Below are 20457 nucleotides of genomic sequence, written 5' to 3'. Positions count from 1 at the left end.
ATTAGATAGTAATCTCTACCCCATAATGATCTGATATAACCGGTTTATTTTCCCCGTTAAAAATTACAGAAGAGTATTGCACATGAACTGGAAAGTTGGAAAAAATATAATCAATACGCAAATCACGCTTGTTCTTGTCCCATCCGGCAATCTTGCCAGCAACCGTTATCCCGGAATCTTTCTCTTTAGATAATGAGTAAGAATCATAGAGGCCTTTGCTTAGCAAGTAATCATATCCTTCCCCTTTGATATGTGCGTCATTATTGAAGTCACCCATAAGAAAATACTTTTCCTTACCGTTCGCCTTATCACATAAAGCATCGATTTGTTGTTTAAACGGTTCTTCTTCATCGCCCCACCAACCAAGGTGACACGAATAAAAGCTAAACGTATCATCTTCTATATGAATGTCAGCTCCAACAATTTTTCTTGTTTTCCAATACTCCGTATTTTCTGACTGACTAATAAAAAAGGATGTTGTTTTCTCGATCGGATGTTTTGTTAATAGAGCAATCCCCTCTTCATATATGTCATATCCTATATGGGAAAAATCCCAAACAAATTGATAATCAGTATTTCCTAGTTTTTTTAATTCTTCAAGTAAAACTCTGGCAAAATTATCTTTTTTCACTTGTCCATCGATGATTTCCGACTTGATGGATTGACTTACTTCTTGAAGGGCAATCACATCATATGACTTTTCCTGAATGGTCTCAGCTAAAATCTTTATTTTCGCAAATTGATCATCTTCCTGCCAAGAATGGCAGTTAAGTGTTAATAATTTCATTCTTTAAACCCCTAAACGATCTTGTATATCTGATTTTAATACGTCAGCTTTTGGTCCATAAATGGCTTGAACACCTTTTCCTTTAAGGATTAAGCCCAGTGCTCCATTTTGTTTCCACTCTGTTTCAGTAGCAACCGCATTCATATCTTTTATCGTAACACGAAGTCTTGTCATACATGCATCAACGTCTTCGATATTATCTTTTCCACCTAATAATCCGATCACTGTTGTTGCAAGGGAATTGTCCTGATCACTTGTACCGCTTTGTGCAGTTGAAGGAGCTTCCTCTTCAATATAGTTCCCTAATCTTCCTGGAGTCGCGTATTTAAACTTTTTAATCATAAAATTCGCAACAAAGAAGTTCATTGCAAAAAATAGTAAACAAGCGACCACAAAATACACTAAATCCAACCATAATCCCGCTTTCATAATCATCGGTGTTCTTGTTAATAATTCGATGATTCCAAAGGAATGAATTCGGATATGAACAAGATCAACAATCGCAAAAGCTAGTCCTGTCATAACCGCATAAGCTACATAAAGGACTGGTGCAACAAACATAAACATAAATTCAATCGGTTCTGTAACACCTGTCAAAAATACCGCTAAACCTGCAGAAAAGAACATTGACTTATATTTTGTGCGTTTATCTTTATCCACATTTTTATACATTGCCAGCGCAATACCGATTAAGGATGCACATGATAAAATCATTTGACCTACTTTAAAACGAGCTGGTGTTACTTCATTTAATAATGCTTCATATCCAGCAGTATCACCTGCAGCTAGTAAATTATTTAAATCAGCAATCCATGCAAGCCATAAAGGGTCTTGACCTGAAACTGTTGTTCCTGCACTAGAACCTGTTAAAATCGTATAAGTTCCACCCAACTCTGTATAGTTCATAGGAACCGTTAACATATGGTGTAAACCGAACGGTAATAAAAGCCTTTCCAATGTTCCGAAAATAAACGGAGCAATAACCGGTGCTGTTTCTCGTGATGAAGCAATCCAGCGACCGAAATCATTTAGCAGACCTTGAATGAATGGCCATACTACTGAAAGAATAATAGCTGTAACAATAGAACCAACGATCACAACGAACGGTACAAAACGCTTTCCATTGAAAAAAGCAAGTGATTGTGGCAGCTTATTAAAGTTATAATATTTATTAAAAATGTTTGCTCCTAGGAAACCGGAAATGATCCCTACAAACACACCCATATTTAAGGCTGGCGCACCAAGAATCGATACGAAATAATCCTTAACAATTAATTCACTTCCAAAAAGGGATGTAACCGTCGCTTCCGGATCGTTTAACATCTCACTGTTAACACCGAAAATAGCACCCGTGATTCGGTTAATTAGGACGAACGCAATCAGCGCTGCAAATGCCCCACCGGCACGTTCTTTCGCCCATGACCCCCCAATTGCCACAGCAAATAGAATGTGGAGATTTCCAATAATTCCCCAACCGATTTCCTCCATTACTAAAGAAATCGTTTGTACCAACGCTATATCTCCACTAGCCATTCCGATCAGCTTTCCAAGTGAAATCATGATTCCGGCAGCAGGCATAACCGCTACAACAACAAGTAGAGCTTTTCCGAATTTTTGCCAAAATTCAAAGGATATAAATTTCATCTTTTTTCTCTCCCTATTAAGGCAACCGTTTCCACAAACGGTTGCAAAATATTATGTTAATCGATACACTCTTGCTTCAAAAGGTTTTAATACACCATTCATAACTGAAGTCTCAGAAACGTTATCATTTCCGATCAACATTTCGGCATGTTGATGTTGCCATTCAGCAGGTAGTTGGTAGGAAGCTTCTATATCGAAAAGATTGGTCATGATTAGGAATGTTTCATCTTTCCATATTCTTAAGTAAGCAAAAATTTGGTGATGATCTTCCAAAATAAGCTTAAAACTACCATACACAAGGGCTAAATGTTCTTTACGTAATTGAATCAATTTTTTATAGTAATTATAAATGGAATCCTGGTTATTCATTGCAGATTCTACATTTATTTCGGTAAAATTCGGATTTATTTTTAACCAAGGCTGCCCTGTCGTAAAACCAGCATTTTTATTTTTATTCCATTGCATCGGTGTTCTTGAATTATCTCGACCGTTTTTCCAAATAATCTCCATCAACTCTTTATGACTTTGACCATCTTCCATACCGTTTCGATACAAATTTTTAATCGCAACATCATTATAGTCGTCAATTGATGGGAACTTAACATTGGTCATTCCAATTTCTTGTCCCTGGTAAATAAACGGTGTTCCTTGCATGAGAAAATACATTGTCGCAAGACATTTAGCTGATTGATCCCAGTATTTCTCACTGTCTCCCCATGTCGAAACAGAACGAGGTTGATCATGATTTTCTAGAAACAATGCATTCCATCCTTTTTCATCAAGGGCTGTTTGCCATGCGTTAAACGTTTCTTTCAATCCTTTAAGATCAATTCCTCCAGATACGCTTTTCCCCCAGAGATCTAAATGTTCAAATTGAAAAATCATATTAAAAACGCCTTTTTCTTCTCCAACCCACTCTTCCGCCTGATTTGGCTTTACACCATTTGCTTCACCGACTGTCATAATGTCATATTTAGCAAACGTTTCCCGTTTCAGTTCCTGAAGAAATACATCAATTCCCTCTTGATTCATATGTCCTTCGAATGACGGAACATATTTAAGGTTCTTTGGGTTTGGTAAATCAGGGAAACCTGCAACTTTCTTAATATGTGATATTGCATCAACCCGAAAACCGTCAATTCCCTTATCAAGCCACCAATTGACCATCTCATATAAGTCTTTTCGGACATTTGGGTTTTCCCAGTTTAAATCCGGTTGTTTGCGGGAGAAAACATGCATAAAATATTCTTTTGTCTCCGGGTCATACTCCCAAGCAGAACCTCCAAAAATTGATTCCCAGTTATTAGGTTCCCCATTTTCACCAGGGTGCCATATATAATAATCCCGATACGGACTTTCTTTTGATGAACGAGATTCAATAAACCAAGGATGTTCATCAGAAGTATGGTTAATTACCAAATCCATGATTAATTTCATCCCTCGCTTATGAACCTCTTTTAAAAGCAGATCAAAATCGGACATCGTTCCGAAATCTTCCATAATTCCCTTATAATCGCTTATATCATACCCATTGTCATCGTTAGGTGATGTATAAATTGGACATATCCAAATCACATCAATTCCTAAATCCTGCAAATAATCAAGCTTGGACATAATCCCTTGCAAATCACCAATTCCATCACCATTAGCATCCATAAAGCTGCGAGGGTAGATCTGGTAAGCAACTGCTTCTTTCCACCATATTCTATTCATGATGCATTCCTCCTCGTAATCTAAAAACTAATATATCAGACTATGAGAATATGAGCAACCGTTTGCATTAAATTTTCATAGATTTTTTGTTAAGGTTTTCAATTAATTCTGTTTATACGACTAATTTTCCCTTTATAATTAATATGTTTCACTCTATTAGGCATAGATCCCAGTCTACTAGCATTATATTTTAGGGCAATCGTTTGCATAGATGATTGTGGATAATAAGATTTTATATATGTGCTCTTGAAGCAGTTAACAGAAAAAATGCATCCAGTAAAACAGATGCACTTTTTCCTTAAAACACTTTCCTTTTATAAATACGAATCGACAGCATCCATGAAATCATGTAAATGACCCCTACTGATATCATCATGTATAAATAAATCTGTACATTATTAAAAGATAAGAATGTTTTAGTTAATTCCCTTATTCTATCATTAAGATCTACAATAAAATGATTCAGAATAACCATATAGACGACAAATGCGAAAATTGATGCGATCATTAAGTACTGACTTTAATTTTTTGAGTTAGCTTTAAACTAATTGTTAACACCCATTCGGCCAAGAGGTCCATTTTCATCTATGATATCTTGAATCTCATAAACGGATATTGGAAACATTGGAAAACCAAATGCATATGGAGTAATGTCGTAAAGTTGAAAATAGATGACCAACGCTTTATCAGCCATGTAAAACTCCTGATCTGGCGAAATTGATGTAAAGCCATTAAGAATTGGAATATCACGCTCTTTTATTTGCGCCTGGATGATGCTTGAGAGAGTTTTGATATAATCAATACCAGGTTTAAATAAATCTTTGAGGTTACAAAATTTTCCTTTATTAAGATCAAATGTTAAAGACTTAATTATCGTCAATCCATGTGCCGCTTTTTCATGATACGTATAATTTGAAAGTGATAAGCTCAATACTTGACGCTGGTTGTTTTTGATCTCATATTCTCCAAGCATTTCTTCAACCGTACTTGGCATATTTCCAACTTGTTGATCGATGAGCTGCTGTGTTGTATATACAATGATCTGATTGATATATGTTTGCAAATGTTGATTTCGCATGCGAACAACTCTCGGATAAACGACTGTCTTTTTCGGCGCACTGCTAATCTTTACTGTTTTTGTGGCCACAGGTAATGAAAAGGACATACTTGTATCACCTTCTTATTTTTTACTCATTGTATTCTCAGCTTGAGTAATAATGAGTAAAAATCAACAGCATTACAAAAAGTCTATTTTGCTATTCTCCTGCGATAGATAAACAAAGTAACTCCATTTAATAGTAAGGTCACAATGAGCAGATAGGCACCAACGTATGCAACTGCACCAGCTGTGTCCATTAATGCTGACCAATCCTCAATTTGTACGAGATGATAACTATAGAAAATTTGGAAACATAGTGAAATAGCGCATGCACTTATACTCAAAACGGAGAGCATCATCCACTTCCTATTGTTCTGATTTTTAACCTGTACAATATTTACAATTGGAAGAATCCATGCAACAAGTCCAAGCACAAGGCTGCCAATATTAAGTAAACCAACCATTTTCAACCCCCTATTCTGTCAACACAAAGTTCTTGCAGCTTGCCAATCACTTCTTTATAGAAAGAAACTTCATGTGGCACAAATTTATCTCTGCTTACATGTTTACGAATGCTACATTTTTCACCTTCATCCGTTATTTCAAATCCACTGATTTCAATTTCATCTTTTTCCCCAAACCAAAGTTGAGCAAAATCAGTAAATTCAGCTCTTACAATACCTGCAACCTCTTCTACTTGAAGTGTGAAATCATCAAAGTTATACTCACTTTTATATAAAAAAACGTTTGCTAGTTCTTTATCAATAAAACCTTGCTTCGTCACACAATATCGAATTTCTCCCAAGTTTATTAATTCATCAAAATCGACACTTACACCTATTTCTTCTTCTATTTCTCTTACTCCATCCAAAACGGTTTCGTCAGCTAGTAAATGTCCGGCAGCCGTGATATCTAATAGATCGGGATAGTCTTTTTTACTTTTACTACGAAGCTGTAAATAGATATAATCTATACCCTCTTCATTTCTGATAAACCAACAATGAAATACTTCATGCCAAAGCCCAAGTTTATGTACATCACTCCGGGAAGCGACTCCTATAAGGTTTCGATGATCATCAAAAATCTTTAATTTTTCTTGTTCACTCATGATTTTTCTCCCTGAAATGTATTTTTTAGTATAAACAATCTGATATTACATTTATTAACTTTCCCTTACAAATGTAATGAAGTCAATACTAACAGGTTCCATTCCTTCTGCTCGAAGTTTTAAGTTGACCTGCCCGCGATGATAATGACCATGTAAAGCAACATGAGTTAAAATATCGATAAGTGATGATTGAAATTTCTCACCTTTGCTATTTTTGTACTGGACTAGGTCAATATGGTTCTCTTCTGATAAATTTGTTAGGATTTCAGAAAACCCTTTTTCATTTAGTTTTAAAAGTTTCTCACAGTCCTCTAATCCAATATCAGCCCAAATGGGTAAATTTGAGCTATCCTTTCCTTGAATTCTCGTTAACCATACTTGTTCTGCACAAAGAATATGTGAAAAGAACTGTCTAGCTTTGTGGCTGCCTCTAGGTTCGTTCGCTTTTAGAGTACTTAAAATCTGCTGATTAGCCCAATGTAAATGGTCAAACATGCTTTTGATCGTTTTCATTTTGACATCACCTCAACTATTAATCTCTATTATATCCACCCTTTTTCCTTCGCTACCGTCACAGCTTCCGTTCGGTTTTTCACTTCGAGTTTATTGAGTATTTCAGACATATAATTTCGGACAGTACCTGCTGATAAAAATAATTCTGAAGAGATGTCTTTAGAGGTTTTTCCTTCTGATGCTAATCGTAATACATCCTTTTCACGATCAGTCAGTGGGTTATCGTGCTTCATACTTCCAAAAATCAATTCCGGAGAAAATTCTCGTTTTCCTTTCATAACACTGCGAATCGACTCAGCAAGCTCGTCAATGGAACCGTCTTTTAACATATAGCCATTTACGCCAATTTTTACTGCCTGCTCAAAATATCCGGGACGCGCAAACGTTGTTAATATAATGATTTTACAGGTGAAAAATTGTTTTTTTGCCTCTTCTGCTACATCAAGGCCACTCATTAGAGGCATTTCAATATCCATTAAACATACATCAGGTTGAAGGGAGGTAATCATGTTTAATGCTTCCCTGCCATTTGATGCCTCCCCCACAATTTCAATATCATCCTCAAAATCTAGTAAAGAGCCTAATGCTCCCCTTAACATTCCTTGATCTTCTGCAATCATCACTCTTATCACGATCCAACACCGACCTTTTTATCCTTAACAATAATTGGAACAGTTATGATTAATTTTGTTCCTTTTTGTGAGATGATTTTCATCATTCCATCTATTAATCTCAAACGTTCACTAATACCTTTCAAACCGTTCCCATCTTCAACTGTTTCATTAAGACCTTTTCCGTCGTCTAAAATAGCTAATTCAATTTCTCCATCTCTTTTCACAAGCTGAACGACACAGTTTTTTGCCTGACTATGTTTGACCACATTTGTTACTCCTTCTTTAAGACACATGCTGAGGATATTCTGCGTGAGTAACGGAACATCTTCCAACTTTGAATCTCCTGTAAATTGAAAGGAAACTCCTGCTGCCTGTAAAAGAATCTCCGACTCAATCAGTTCTTCCGCCACCGTAATGGCTTTCATATCAGATACTAATTCTCTTACTTGCTTTAGTGCTGAACGGGAAGTTCGTTCGATCTCTTTTGTCTCCAATTTGGCTTTTTCAATATCCTTACTTATTAATTTATGCACGAGCTGACTTTTTAACGTAATGAGTGATAATGTATGACCTAAATGATCATGAAGATCTCTCGCAATACGCATTCTTTCATCTCGTTTGACCAATTCTTTAATTTGTTCATTTGCTTCATCCAGCTTTTTCTCCAATTCCATTCTGGTACTCATAGACCTGATACCGAATGGGGAGATGAACATAATGAGGATAAAAATACCATAATAGTATAGGTCTTGTACCTCCAAGGTCTCTCTTTGAACAATCAACGGTGATATAATGACGATCGCAAACATACCCAAAGCTTTGAAAAACGTTTTCTTACTCTTATACCATCCAATAAAATGTGCGGTAAAAAACCCTAGGAATATATTATAGAGATTAAATAAGATTGCTAGAATTAAAATGACAAAAACTTGTATGACGAGCCAATACGTATATGATTTCTTATCAAAAGAGTTATAGAGCTGCCGATATGTGATTAGAAACAACAGCAGCAACCCGATTCCAATTATTTGTTTCCACCCTTGTGCCATTGCGACATAATAGGCAGGCATGGCAAGATATATTAAAAACACATACGGAAAGAAACCATATCTAGCTGGAAAAACCCTAAACCCCTTTAACTTCTGCACCATTTAGCTCACACCGCCGCTTCTTGTTTTCTCCTAATATAACCTGATATTACCACAAATAGGAAGAGATACCCAATTAAAAGGATGAAATTAGCCCATTCCGGCTGTTCACTGCGAACAATTTGCCATGCACCATTACCAAAATGATAAGATGGAAGCCATTTCCCAATTGTTTGGACAAAATCCGGCATAATCTCAAGCGGCATCCACATACCACCTGCAATAGCAAGAATCATATACACCATATTTGAAATCCCTGCAGCTGTATCTACCCTTTTCATTGTTCCTACTAACGTTCCCAATGCAAGAAATGGCAAGGAACCAAACAATAGCCACACCCCACACAGTAACCATTCCACCACTGACATAGAAACCCCGTTAATCATTGCTCCAGCTGTAAAAATAACCACAATTGACAATATATGAATCATTGTTTGACCAACCATTTTTGCAAAGAAATAGGCATGATCAGATAAAGGAGTTATTCTCATAAAGGTAGACCACCCTTGAGCTTTTTCTTCAACCAGGCGGATACCAAGAGTCATGATCGCAGAGCCCATCAAACTAAAGGCTGTCATTGACATTAGATAATGCGCCTGCCATAGTTGTTGATCGTCCATTGCGGAGTTAAAAATTCTAGTAAACACAATATAAAAGGCAATAGGCATAAACAATGACCAAAACACGTAATAGGGATTCCGTAAAATCCTCAATACTTCCATCTTACATTGCATCAAAAGTCCGTTCATATTAAACAACCTCCCTTTTTTCCATTACTTGTTCAAACGCATCTTCAAGACGTCCCCGTTCAACTCCAATGTTACGTACTGGAATTTCTTTCGCAAATATAGCTTTAAGGACATCATCAGGTTGCTCTGTTAATACATATAATCGTCCATCTTTTTCATATATATCTGTTACAAAAGGAAGAGAGACTAATTCCTCATAATGAATGGTTGAATCTGCCGAGAATGTTACGGCTTGTTTTGTGAGCTTACTCTTAATATCCAAAGGAGTCCCATCGCCGACAATCTTTCCTTCATGAAAGAGTATCACCCGCTCAGCAATATCATCTGCCTCCTGTAAATAGTGTGTTGTAAAAATGATTGTTTTTCCCCGTTGTTTTAGATCCTTCACCGTATTCCAAAACACTTTTCTTGATGTCACATCCAAGCCAACTGTTGGTTCATCGAAAAATAACACATCAGGATCACCTGCCATCGCAATGGCGAAGCCAAGTCGTCTTTTCTGTCCTCCAGAAAGTTTATTTGCCCGTTTTTGACATTCATTCTGACTAAAACCAGTGATATCTACTAGCTCCTCAAAAGACAAGGGATTTGGATAATAGCTTTTAAAAAGGTGAATGACTTCTTTCACCTTTAAAGCATCAATTACACTTACCTCTTGAAGCATCGCACCGATTTTCTCCCTTACAAATTTATCTTTGGGCTGTTTTTTAAATAGTTGGATATTTCCCTCACTAGGCTTTAACAGCCCAAGCATCATATTCATTGTTGTTGTCTTGCCCGCTCCATTAGGACCCAGGATCGCAACAATTTCTCCTTTATGAATAGAAAATGAAATCTCATGAACAGCGGTTTTATTTTTATAAATTTTCGTTACTTTATTTAGCTCAATTATCGGTTCCATTTGTGACCTCCATTGTTTATAAGGTTATTTTACAATGGAGGAAGGATTTGGATTAGTAGAGTATGTCATGATGTGAGGTGACAATTGTCATATTGAGGTCAGTGACATCTTTAGAAATGGAACCTACAGTTATGAAAAACTAAAAACACCTACAAACAGTGGATACATTGTTTGTAGGTGTTTTTAGTGAAAACTCATTTATTCGCAAACCAACTAAGTGCTCTCTGTTCCATTTCCCTCACAAACGTTTTTTTGGCTGGACTATAGTCAGTTGTGGAATCGAACCGTTGAGCCAAACGTTCTTTAAACGAGCTATACGTTTCGACCTCCTTAGGATGAGAGCGCAGGTAATCTCGAAAGATAAGGTGACGGTCAATTTGAGGATTGTTCTTTTCATAAAAGTGAATATGATGGGTTCTATTTTCCCCACCTTTACGAAATAGCCTTCTGCCTGCGATGCCCCATTCCCCTGCAACATCATAACCAAGTGAAGTCATTTTGCTATTAAATAAATCAATCTTCTCTATATCTTTAACGATGCACATCATATCAATAACAGGTTTTGCTTTCATGCCTTGAACTGACGTACTCCCAAAATGTTCAAACTTGATGATTTCATCTCCAAAAATTGTTTTCAGAAATTGTGCCTCCGATTGAAACATTCGAGACCACTCTTCACTAAAGTTTGTAAACCGCACTTTCAAACCTAAATCCCCCTCCATTATCCTTACTCACTACAATTATATAAAAAAGTGCCAACTTCTATTGAAAGAAACCGGCACTCTTTGTGAGTTTTAACGCGATGCTTTTGGTGGTTGGCACACATCACATTTACGTTGATTATTGTTTTTAAATTTCGTGAAGGTTTTTTCAAAACTATTACCACACGCACACTTTAATTGTAACTTTTGAGAAAAGCCGTGATATTCTGTCGTTAGTAACGTACTTTCAGAATTTTTTTCAACAAAATCTTTAATTTTTCCGATTGTCCATCGTTTATTCATTCTTTACATCTCCTATTTTTTCACTGGGCGGAGGCTTTTGTAGGCATCCGGTTATGTTGATCAAAAACTTACAGTTTCTAAGCTTCTAATTATAACATGTGTGGACAAAGATAGAAATTAGGTACTGAAAATTCGTATATGTATTAACTATCTTAAGTCATTTTATGAGATATAAGGAACGCAATAAGGTTTCTATCAGTTTCTTCAGATGCTTTCCCTAACCAAATTAAATGCCCCCATGTGTCCAGTAATTGCAATTTGGAAGAAGGAATATTCTCATGAGCAAGATTTGGATGTTCCAATGGTACTGAAGCATCATTTTTACTATGCATAATAAATGTTGGACATTGTACAGCTTTTAAAGTGTCGATCGTAACTTCATTTATCTGAACTAGATCAAGTAGAAAACCATTACCAGATCGCTGACGATTGTTCATTTTTCTTATAGCCTCTATATCGTTTACATCTAATTTATCTTTTGCTTGTTTAAATGTGAGTGTACTAAATGATGGAAGCATTTGTTTGAATATAAACTGCGGGAAAACATTATTCATGATAGAGATGAGTTTCCATGTGAATCTTTCAGTTTTTGGGCGGAATATTATATTCGCAACCTTGTATTCTATGTCTTTTGGGGTAAGCCATTCTTTTGTAACGGCAGACTGTAATATAAGGGTATGTATGTTTTCCGGGTAGGTTGCAGCGAAAAAAATACCGCTTGGTCCACCTGCAGATATTGCGAGTACATGAACTTTATCTATGTTTAAATGATCTAGTAACCTTTTATAAAAATGACATGCTGATAAGAGGCTTGTTCCGATTTCATTAGAGGTTTCTCCATAACCTGGTCTTGAAGGAGTAATTAATGAGAAACCACGTTCAATTAATGCTTTATAACCAAATTCTTCATAACAGTTTGAGTGTCCACCATGGAATACGAGTATGGGCTCTCCTTCACCAATAATAGAATATTCCATCGTCACCCCTTCTATCTTCAATTTTTTAATTGTTCTAATCATTTACTAATCACCCATTCCTAAGGCTTTATCATTAATTTGATACAGATCTATAGATTGCAATTTCACCTTATAAATTTAACACAATATTCCAATCTAGTCTTTAAACATTTATACGCACAAAAAACAGGGTTGTCACAAAGACTGACCCTGTTGTAACAACCCCTCCTAATCGTATTATTCTTTTAAACTAAACCCTGCTCTGTTCATCTCTTCCAACACTTCCTCAACTTCTTCTGAAGAATGCCCTATCACTAGACCGATTATCTTGGTCACTTGATTGTTATCCGGAAAATATCTTGGGTCTAATACACTTAATGGTATAAAATGTTCCTTATCTAAGAATTTTTCGGCTATCGGAATGGCACTTTCAAAATTCTCATTCCAATCAAAATTACATAAACGCATGCACTTTTTGCCAAATCGTTCTTGAATTTCGTTGTATAACAGAAGTCCACATGTTGATGCATTAAAACGGACATTTAAATCAATAAAATAATATTGCCCGTTATATAAGAGAACATCGAAGCCGGCTACACCGACATATCCTTTATCCGAAATATTTTTCATTACTTCAAAACCGGTTTTCACGATATCTGCGATACTGTCATCATAATCAGTGGAAATCCAACTCCCGCAGAAATTACCATCTTCAGTTACAAGTTGTTCTGACTTTCCTAGAAATTGAATAACCCCATTTTTGTCTGCCATATAATGAACAGAAATGTTTTTCTCGTATGGGATTTGTTCCTCAACAATGATGGATGTTAAGTCACCAAAACTTTCATTTATTTCTTCAAGTTGTTTCTCTTCACTAATAAGTAAAACTCCATATCCACCTGAAGTCGGACGACCATCACCTGTTTTTAATACAAATGGCAGTTCCGGTTTTTCCTCCATAATTTGTTCCAGGCTCATCATTCTTCGCTTTGGTATATGTTCGGATGGAACGAGTTCAGGTATATTCCGCTTATCACAAAGATAGGCTAACACTTCCGGGCCAACCCTGTACAGTTCAGTTGACACCTTATCTTCAGGATGCGGATATTGAAAAATCACCTTTTTCCGTTGTTTTGATAAAAGCTTAAGAGTTTCGATATATTCTTCTTCATTTCGATACGTGTAAAGCTTTGATGGTAATTGAAGTCCTGCCTTTTTCAACAATTGTAATGCAGGTTTTGTTGCACATGCCTCATGACATACAACCGGTGTATTTCCAACAACACCAAGTTCCCTACCTGTTAACGCATTTAAGCTTAATAGATCTCCTGCAAAATGCTGATAATCTTCTGCATATAATTTCGGATTAAAAATGATTTCTTCACCGTAAATATCTTGAAGTGAATAAACCGGACGGAAATTTAATTGTTTATTTTGTGTAAATGTTAATTTTTTTGCTGCTTCTCCCATTTAAAAAACCTCCTAAAGTCCTTGTTTTAGTAAAATAATATTCTCTTTTATTTAAAAGATTTAAAAACTTACATTTCAGCACTCTAGTAATCTCTTTTGATTTCTATTACCTTTTTAATTCACAAAAAAGACAATCCTTAAACCTATTTTTTTTCATATTTCTACATTATTTTCATTTATTACTAGGAAACCAAATAGATAAATTATTATTTTAAAAAACAAAAAAGAACCGTTAACAAAGGGTTCATCACCCCATGTAACAGTTCTTGTTTACACAAACAATCTTGAAGGTTTTCATATGTCAATGATAGATCGTTACACTATACTTTCAGTGAATTCTACCTGTTTCTTCATTTAGAGTGTCCTTTACATAGAAACTCTTTTTGCAGATTTTGTCCCAAAGTTACCGAACAACATAATACCAATAACAAAAATAAACAAATCGAATAAAACGAAGATACCCAAAGAAGAAATAGTTAAAGTAATTGTCTTTAACTGCCCTTTGACACTAAAAATAGCAGTAAGGAACGAACCCAGCAATAGAATTAATAGTAGCAATAAATCCAGAGGTTCAGGTAAGGGATTTAATACTTGTTGGACAATAAAACATAAAATGATAAACGTAATGATCATGACCAATGAGATCAAACTAAGATCGTTTTTTTACTTATAAAACGTCCATTAGTTGTTTTTCATATACTTTTAAATTTTGATAAACAACATTCAGCCTTGGGGTATCAACATGACGTTCTTTTGCCAATTTTAATAAATATCCTTGTAAATGCTCACTTTCAATTGATAAACCTTTTTCCATATCACGCTGCATTGAAGTCTTGAAATCATAGGAAAGGTTTTCCACTGTCTTCATATGCACATCAACAATATTGTCAGGAATTGGAGCATGACAAGCTCTCATTATTATTGCTGCTTCTTCACATAAACTTCTAATAAAGTCTATCCCACCATCGCTTTCACAAATTGGACCCATTGGTGCTCGCATCAGTGTTGTGACACTTGACATAACGGTAATAAGTAAATACTTCTTCCAAATGTCTTGCATAATATGATGACTCAAAATAAAGTTGGCTCTTGTACCACTGAATGTAGCCGTAATTTGTTGAATTCTCTCTGACCTTGAATGATCTAGTTCGCCAAATACTAGTTGATCAAATCCGCTTGTATGTATTACTTCTCCCAACTCATTTAACGTTGTTTCTATAATACATAAGCCACCAACCACTTTTTCCTCTCCAAATGCCAGTTGTAATGGAGATAGGTGAGCTACTCCATTTAATAATGGAATAATGACTGTTTTCTCGCCGATGAAAGGGTTTAAATCATTTATTGTTTCCTCTAAATGATAAGCTTTTACCGAGAGTAATACGAGATCAAATGAATCTGACTGTTCATCTTTTGTCATTAATTTGGGTGAAAAAGTGTAATCACCTTTTACGCTGCGTATAACTAAGCCATTTTTTTCAATTTGTTGTTTTCGTCTATTACGGACCAGAAACGTTACGTCTTCACCTTTCTCAACTAATCGGCCTCCAAAATATCCTCCAATTCCTCCAGCTCCGACTACTAAAATACGCATATTTATTGCCTCCACTTAAATATTCTTCACAAATGAAATTCTTCTTACTGATTACAAATACTTCATTAACTGATATTGTTGCAACAACATCGTCTCTAAGACTAGTACTCTTATATTCCCCCTATTCTAAATTACACTTCTTCATATGTATTAAAATAACCTTTAATCCATTCAAAAATGCAACTCAATTTATGAAAGGTTTTTTTATTGATGATATTCATACCTGTTCGGGAACAACGGATACTCCTTTTTTCTTACGAGCATCCTCTTTTAGTCAAAATTTACAAGATGTAAAATATTTGACAAAAAATTCTATTTATGCTATAATTTACATTTATTATTACACGTATTATAATGTGATTCTCCTGGCCAGGGGAATCTCATTCTTTTATATAGGAGGAAAATGGAATGGAACATGATGAGTCCAGTTTAACTTCCTTGATAGCGGCTTTTGGTCGTGCATATCACAGTAAATATGACACTCCAAAAATTTTTGATGATTTTCTTGCAAACACTCTAATTTCCAAAGAAGAATTTTTGACTATTAGTAATAATATGGTTAACGGGATAGAATTTTTTAACAGAGATATTGGGCTACGATATAAAGATGATCCAAAAGAAATATTAAAATGGATTACACACGTACAGCTTTCTCCTACACCCTTAGCACGTTCTGCCTATTGTGAAAAAGTACTACTTAATGAGATTAAATTAGGTGTACAACAGTATGTCATACTTGGAGCTGGCTTAGATACATTTTGCTTCCGATATCCGGAATTGAAAAACAGACTAGAAATATTTGAAATTGATCACCCAACTACTCAAAAATTCAAAAAGAAAAAGTTAGCAAATGCTAAATTGGATATCCCTAATAACCTTCATTTTGTTCCTATGGACTTTACTGCTACATTTTCTTATCAAGAATTAATTGATGCTGGTTTCAATTATGATAATAAAAAAACATTCTTTAGCCTATTAGGTGTTTCTTATTATTTAAGTAAAAAGGAACATACAAACTTAATAAGTCACTTATTTGCTAACATGCCATCAGGCAGCTCTATTGTTTTAGATTATGCAGATGAAAACCTCTTTGAGGAAAAAGGGATGTTTAATAGAGTTGAAAACATGGTGAAAATGGCTACTGAAAGTGGAGAACCAATGAAATCAAGTTTTACTTATCATGAAATTGAGAATTTATTCGAAAGATCTGGTTTACTCATTTATGAACATTTAACACCAACTATGATCAATGAAAATTTCTTTAGAAATCGAACCGATTATTTATCAGCATATGAAACAATTCATTTTATCCACGCTGTAAAGAAGTAATTAAGATTATGTAATGCCTCTCAAAATTCGAGAGGCTTTTATTATCAAATACTATTTTTATCCTATTGGACTACCTTTAGATCGAACCATTTGATACCAAATGGCTTCATCAAAACAGCTGTCTATTAATATGCTATTCTCTCAATGCGTACTTATCCTAACTGACGTTTAAACGCTTTATTTGCGAAGAAATAAGCGATGATCATGATGCCGAGGCACCAGGCAAGTGCGGTCCAAATATCAGTACCAACATTCCCTTCATACAAGAGGGCACGAATAGCATTCACTATTGATGTCACGGGCTGGTTCTCAGCGAACGTACGGACAATTTTAGGCATGGTTTCGGTGGGAACAAAAGCCGAACTTATAAACGGCAGGAAAATCAACGGATACGAATATGCTGTCGCCCCTTCCATAGACTTCGCTGTTAATCCGGGAATGACTGCCAACCATGTAAGTGCCAGTGTAAAGAGAGCGAGTATCCCAGCTACCATGAAACAATCCAGGACATCAGCACTGGAACGGAAGCCCATCAATAGTGCGACTAGGATAACCACCATAACAGTAAGCGCATTGGAAACAAGCGAGGTCAATACATGAGCCCATAACACCGATGAGCGCTTGATGGGCATCGTAATAAAACGTGCCATCAGTCCACTCTTTACATCCGTAAACAGCCGCAATGAAGTGTAAGCTACTCCGGAAGCGATAGCCATCAACAAGATTCCCGGCAATAAATAATTGACGTAGTTATCTGTGCCTGTCTCTATGGCTCCGCCAAATACATAGACAAACAGCAGCATCATCATAATCGGCGTAATCGCCACCGTGATAATCGTATCTGGGCTGCGCATGATATTCCTCATTAAACGTCCTAGTAATACCCCTGTATTCCTATTCATTTACATCTCCTCCTTTTTACCAATAATAGATAGGAAAATTTCCTCCAATGTCGGCTGCTTCTCGACGTACTCTACTTTCGCTGGCGGGAACATCTCCTTAAGTTCGGTAAGAGTACCGGTCGTAATGATTTTTCCGCCATGCAGGATGGCAATACGGTCTGCAAGTTGTTCTGCTTCTTCCAGGTACTGGGTCGTCAGCATAATGGTTGTTCCTCCGTTGGCAAGCTCTTTGACGGCATTCCAGACTTCAATCCTCGCTTCGGGGTCAAGCCCTGTTGTGGGTTCGTCAAGAAAAATAACTGCTGGCGTCCCGATCAGACTCATGGCAATGTCTAGCCGGCGCTTCATCCCACCGGAATACTTATCGGCGCGGCGATTGGCCGCATCGTTGAGGCTGAATCTTGCTAGCAATTTGTCAGCGACTTGAGATGGATTGGAAACTCCCCGTAACTTGGCGATCAACATCAAGTTTTCCCTCCCGGTGAGCATGCCGTCCAAAGCTGCAAACTGCCCTGTCAGGCTGATGCTTTGACGAACATCATCAGGTTGACGCTGGACGTCATAACCACAAATACCTACTTCACCGCCATCGGGCTTCATCAACGTCGAGAGGATGTTAACCGTAGTTGTCTTGCCAGCTCCATTTGAGCCCAACAGTGCGAAAATTTCGCCGCGCTGCACTTCAAAATCTACCCCTTTTAAGACTTCCTTGTCTTTAAAGGATTTTTTTAGCTCTTTTACAGAAATCGCTGTATTGTTCATATTTTTTCCTCCTTATAAAAGTCCAGCAAGGCACAAGATTGCCTAAACTACCCTACTTAGCCTGACTGATAATCAGTATTACTTACTACCGAGTTAAAAATATAACTGAATAGTGAAGGCGGCCATCTAATTTGTAACCAGCTATTCAGTCAGAATTATCTATTGAATTTCCTATTTCCTAATCGATCTGATTCATATCTTCACGATACTTGTCGACATAGGTTTTAGCGTTTGCCGTAAGTAAGTTGGCAAAGGATATCAAGCCGAACCCAGTGATTTCCAAGAGTTGCCTTCCTTATTCCGCACCGGCATCGAACAACTCAATTTATTCAGTCCATTGAGCAGTTTAATTGAAGAAGGAATGAGTAATGTTCAAAAATTGTTTTTTATAGAAGTGATAAAAATAGGATTTTGTGGAATTAATAAAGTGAATAAAAACACAATATTATTAAAGTTCCTTCTATTTTTTCATAGTTTTAACGACTTTTTGATTGACCGATTCTTGATAGAGTTCAGCGTAAGTTATTGAATCTTCAATAAGCTCATCACAGAAAGCAGCAACGTTTGTTCCTGTGACTTCAAGAACACCTTTCCCAGCAGCTGCACCTTCTTCAAAGAAGCTGAGAATTTCAGAGAGCAGTCCGATACCTTCGTTTAGCTCAACAGGGCCGACTTTGAAGAGATATTTTTGGATCTCTTTATAGACAATTTGGTAATCTTGTGGAAGCGCTTTGACACGCGAAACATGGACTCTCCATTCTTTTTTGCCTTCGATGATTTTTTTGATACTCATTTTAGTCCTCCCAATTTTCTTGCTACGTTGTTGTTGAGTTGGTCACGCCATTTATCTCTATAAGTTTTTGCTCCTTCGTCACCAACAAGAGCTGCACAGAATCCTTTAATATCATCTCCTAGTACTTCTTCGATTCTCTGGCAGTCTCCTGATGTAACTTCAAGCAGTTCAAGAGCACTGTCAAGAATCGGCATCAGATTACGACCGGTGAAATCTCCGTGCATCCAGAGATTACTTATCATTTCTTTCCAAGCAGTTTGATATTCAGCTGGCAAGACTTTTACTCGCGCTTCAAAACCTTTCATTGCTTTAGTCATATCACTGCCGGTTATTTTTTCTAAAAAGTTCATTGTCGTCTCCTTTAAGATACTAAGCTGTTTTAGCAAAGTTCTATTATTTAATCGAATCGTTGAGTTTTTGACGCTGCTTATCAACCCACGATTTTGCATCAATGACAAGATCATCACAGAAGGCTGATACGTCATTGCCAGTAACTTCTTTAACTCGCTTACCATTTGCTGCGGCTTCTTCAAGAAGGTCGATGATGTGATTAAAGACGAATTTTGTTTCTTGCCAATCCATTACACCGCCAGTGTTCCAGAGATATTTTTGCATCGCTTTGTAGGCGTTGTAGTAGTCTTCAGGTAAGGATTTGGCGCGTTTTTCTATTTCATGCCATGCTTTTTTTTCGCTAAAATCGCCAAAGATTTTTTCAAAAATATTCATCATATTACTTCTCCTTTTGATTTTATGTTTGTTTTGAGTTCGTTAATTTTGCTTGATACGAATTCCCATTTTTTCCAAAAAATTTCAAGATGCTCTTGACCTGCTGCGTTGAGTGTGTAAAATTTTCTCGGCGGTCCCATAGTTGATGGCTTTTTCTCGATGTTCACCAGATTGTTTTTCTCAAGTCGCATGGTAATTGTATAAACTGTGCCTTCAACCACATCAGTGAAGCCAAGTTCTCGCAGCTGCTGCGTGATTTCGTAGCCGTAAGTTTCTCCACGGCTGATGATCTCAAGCACACAACCCTCAAGCACCCCTTTCAGCATTTCTGTAATATTTTCCAACTATTTTCCCTCACTTGTATTTCCTATTTTTTTGTTTTCAGTATCACAGGTATTATGTGCTACTGATATTTAGTATTACTTATTACTAGTATATAGTATTACATAATACCGTCACTTGTCAATAAAACTTTTAATCAATTAAGCCCAATTTTAATAACATCATACATGTTCTTTTCTAATTTAATATCTAAGAAGTTACTCCTACCTACTGAGTGCTTACATATAAAAAGACCAGGATAGTATCCATCCTGATCTTTTTGTACACATAGTATACAAGAAAAAATATTGTGACTTGCTTAAC

The 20457-nt window shown here is 36.3% G+C and carries 24 protein-coding genes and 1 pseudogene; 1 reads left to right on the top strand and 24 read right to left on the bottom strand.

The annotated features are described in order from the left end of the window. Position 1: 1 nt before the first annotated feature. The 17 genes from LC095_RS07450 to panE all read right to left on the bottom strand — a co-directional run bounded on the left by LC095_RS07450 (position 2) and on the right by panE (position 15300). The gene (locus LC095_RS07450; RefSeq protein WP_226527564.1) at positions 2 to 787 is read right to left on the bottom strand and encodes an endonuclease/exonuclease/phosphatase family protein; all 786 of its coding nucleotides are present in this window, start codon (positions 785 to 787) and stop codon (positions 2 to 4) included. 3 nt (positions 788 to 790) lie between these two features. Further along, positions 791 to 2431: a PTS transporter subunit IIBC gene (locus LC095_RS07445; protein ID WP_226527563.1), complete on the bottom strand. Its 1641-nt coding sequence runs from the start codon at positions 2429 to 2431 to the stop codon at positions 791 to 793. A gap of 51 nt (positions 2432 to 2482) precedes the next feature. Next, complete coding sequence (locus tag LC095_RS07440; protein WP_226527562.1) at positions 2483 to 4144, bottom strand: glycoside hydrolase family 13 protein; 1662 nt, start codon at positions 4142 to 4144, stop codon at positions 2483 to 2485. Between the two features lie 544 nt (positions 4145 to 4688). After that, positions 4689 to 5309 (bottom strand): RsiV family protein, encoded by a 621-nt coding sequence (locus tag LC095_RS07435; protein WP_226527561.1) that lies wholly within the window; start codon positions 5307 to 5309, stop codon positions 4689 to 4691. A gap of 83 nt (positions 5310 to 5392) precedes the next feature. Next, complete coding sequence (locus LC095_RS07430) at positions 5393 to 5707, bottom strand: hypothetical protein (RefSeq protein ID WP_226527560.1); 315 nt, start codon at positions 5705 to 5707, stop codon at positions 5393 to 5395. A gap of 2 nt (positions 5708 to 5709) precedes the next feature. Then, positions 5710 to 6351 (bottom strand): NUDIX hydrolase, encoded by a 642-nt coding sequence (locus LC095_RS07425; RefSeq protein WP_226527559.1) that lies wholly within the window; start codon positions 6349 to 6351, stop codon positions 5710 to 5712. A 54-nt stretch (positions 6352 to 6405) separates the two neighbouring features. Continuing rightward, on the bottom strand, positions 6406 to 6864 hold the full coding sequence (locus LC095_RS07420) for a DinB family protein (protein ID WP_226527558.1): 459 nt from the start codon (positions 6862 to 6864) through the stop codon (positions 6406 to 6408). Positions 6865 to 6893: 29 nt separating this feature from the next. After that, positions 6894 to 7496, bottom strand: coding sequence for a response regulator transcription factor (locus LC095_RS07415; protein ID WP_226527557.1), 603 nt, complete (start codon positions 7494 to 7496; stop codon positions 6894 to 6896). Beyond that, positions 7493 to 8629 (bottom strand): sensor histidine kinase, encoded by a 1137-nt coding sequence (locus LC095_RS07410; protein ID WP_226527556.1) that lies wholly within the window; start codon positions 8627 to 8629, stop codon positions 7493 to 7495. Before LC095_RS07410 ends, LC095_RS07415 begins: the two co-directional genes overlap by 4 nt. Before the next feature lie 5 nt (positions 8630 to 8634). Then, entirely contained in the window at positions 8635 to 9375 is a 741-nt protein-coding gene (locus tag LC095_RS07405; protein ID WP_226527555.1) for an ABC transporter permease, read from the bottom strand. A 1-nt stretch (position 9376) separates the two neighbouring features. Next, complete coding sequence (locus tag LC095_RS07400; protein WP_226527554.1) at positions 9377 to 10276, bottom strand: ABC transporter ATP-binding protein; 900 nt, start codon at positions 10274 to 10276, stop codon at positions 9377 to 9379. Positions 10277 to 10470: 194 nt separating this feature from the next. Continuing rightward, the gene (locus LC095_RS07395; protein ID WP_226527553.1) at positions 10471 to 10980 is read right to left on the bottom strand and encodes a GrpB family protein; all 510 of its coding nucleotides are present in this window, start codon (positions 10978 to 10980) and stop codon (positions 10471 to 10473) included. A gap of 90 nt (positions 10981 to 11070) precedes the next feature. Continuing rightward, positions 11071 to 11280: a hypothetical protein gene (locus LC095_RS07390; RefSeq protein ID WP_226527552.1), complete on the bottom strand. Its 210-nt coding sequence runs from the start codon at positions 11278 to 11280 to the stop codon at positions 11071 to 11073. A gap of 152 nt (positions 11281 to 11432) precedes the next feature. Further along, positions 11433 to 12299, bottom strand: a complete 867-nt coding sequence (locus LC095_RS07385; protein ID WP_226527551.1) for an alpha/beta fold hydrolase — start codon at positions 12297 to 12299, stop codon at positions 11433 to 11435. Positions 12300 to 12473: 174 nt separating this feature from the next. Then, the gene (locus tag LC095_RS07380; protein WP_226527550.1) at positions 12474 to 13706 is read right to left on the bottom strand and encodes an ATP-grasp domain-containing protein; all 1233 of its coding nucleotides are present in this window, start codon (positions 13704 to 13706) and stop codon (positions 12474 to 12476) included. Between the two features lie 366 nt (positions 13707 to 14072). Then, positions 14073 to 14339, bottom strand: coding sequence for a histidine kinase (locus LC095_RS07375; protein ID WP_226527549.1), 267 nt, complete (start codon positions 14337 to 14339; stop codon positions 14073 to 14075). Between the two features lie 34 nt (positions 14340 to 14373). Continuing rightward, positions 14374 to 15300 carry a 2-dehydropantoate 2-reductase gene (gene panE / locus LC095_RS07370; RefSeq protein WP_226527548.1) on the bottom strand — a complete coding sequence of 309 codons (927 nt, stop codon included), beginning with the start codon at positions 15298 to 15300 and terminating at the stop codon, positions 14374 to 14376. A 408-nt stretch (positions 15301 to 15708) separates the two neighbouring features. Here panE and LC095_RS07365 point away from each other — a divergent pair, with 408 nt between their 5' ends. After that, on the top strand, positions 15709 to 16629 hold the full coding sequence (locus tag LC095_RS07365) for a class I SAM-dependent methyltransferase (protein ID WP_226527547.1): 921 nt from the start codon (positions 15709 to 15711) through the stop codon (positions 16627 to 16629). A 152-nt stretch (positions 16630 to 16781) separates the two neighbouring features. On the opposite strand, the gene LC095_RS07360 is transcribed toward LC095_RS07365, so the two are convergent. From LC095_RS07360 to LC095_RS07330, 7 genes and pseudogenes are all read right to left on the bottom strand, one after another. Beyond that, a complete protein-coding gene (locus LC095_RS07360) occupies positions 16782 to 17531 on the bottom strand; it encodes an ABC transporter permease (protein ID WP_226527546.1) in 750 nt (249 codons plus the stop codon). Beyond that, positions 17532 to 18293, bottom strand: coding sequence for an ABC transporter ATP-binding protein (locus tag LC095_RS07355; protein ID WP_226527545.1), 762 nt, complete (start codon positions 18291 to 18293; stop codon positions 17532 to 17534). Positions 18294 to 18471: 178 nt separating this feature from the next. Continuing rightward, positions 18472 to 18618, bottom strand: a pseudogene (locus LC095_RS07350) (DUF1048 domain-containing protein); the annotation flags it as partial. Positions 18619 to 18753: 135 nt separating this feature from the next. Continuing rightward, positions 18754 to 19086, bottom strand: coding sequence for a DUF1048 domain-containing protein (locus LC095_RS07345; RefSeq protein WP_226527544.1), 333 nt, complete (start codon positions 19084 to 19086; stop codon positions 18754 to 18756). Then, the gene (locus tag LC095_RS07340) at positions 19083 to 19436 is read right to left on the bottom strand and encodes a DUF1048 domain-containing protein (RefSeq protein ID WP_226527543.1); all 354 of its coding nucleotides are present in this window, start codon (positions 19434 to 19436) and stop codon (positions 19083 to 19085) included. Before LC095_RS07340 ends, LC095_RS07345 begins: the two co-directional genes overlap by 4 nt. 43 nt (positions 19437 to 19479) lie before the next feature. Then, entirely contained in the window at positions 19480 to 19812 is a 333-nt protein-coding gene (locus LC095_RS07335; RefSeq protein WP_226527542.1) for a DUF1048 domain-containing protein, read from the bottom strand. Next, complete coding sequence (locus LC095_RS07330; RefSeq protein WP_226527541.1) at positions 19812 to 20156, bottom strand: PadR family transcriptional regulator; 345 nt, start codon at positions 20154 to 20156, stop codon at positions 19812 to 19814. The genes LC095_RS07335 and LC095_RS07330 overlap by 1 nt, the downstream gene beginning before the upstream one ends. Positions 20157 to 20457 lie beyond the last annotated feature (301 nt).

Origin of the sequence: Metabacillus niabensis, assembly GCF_020524345.1 — a bacterium.
In the GTDB taxonomy this organism is placed as follows: Bacteria; Bacillota; Bacilli; order Bacillales; family Bacillaceae; genus Metabacillus; species Metabacillus niabensis_B.
This window is presented reverse-complemented; position numbering and strand designations above follow the sequence as displayed.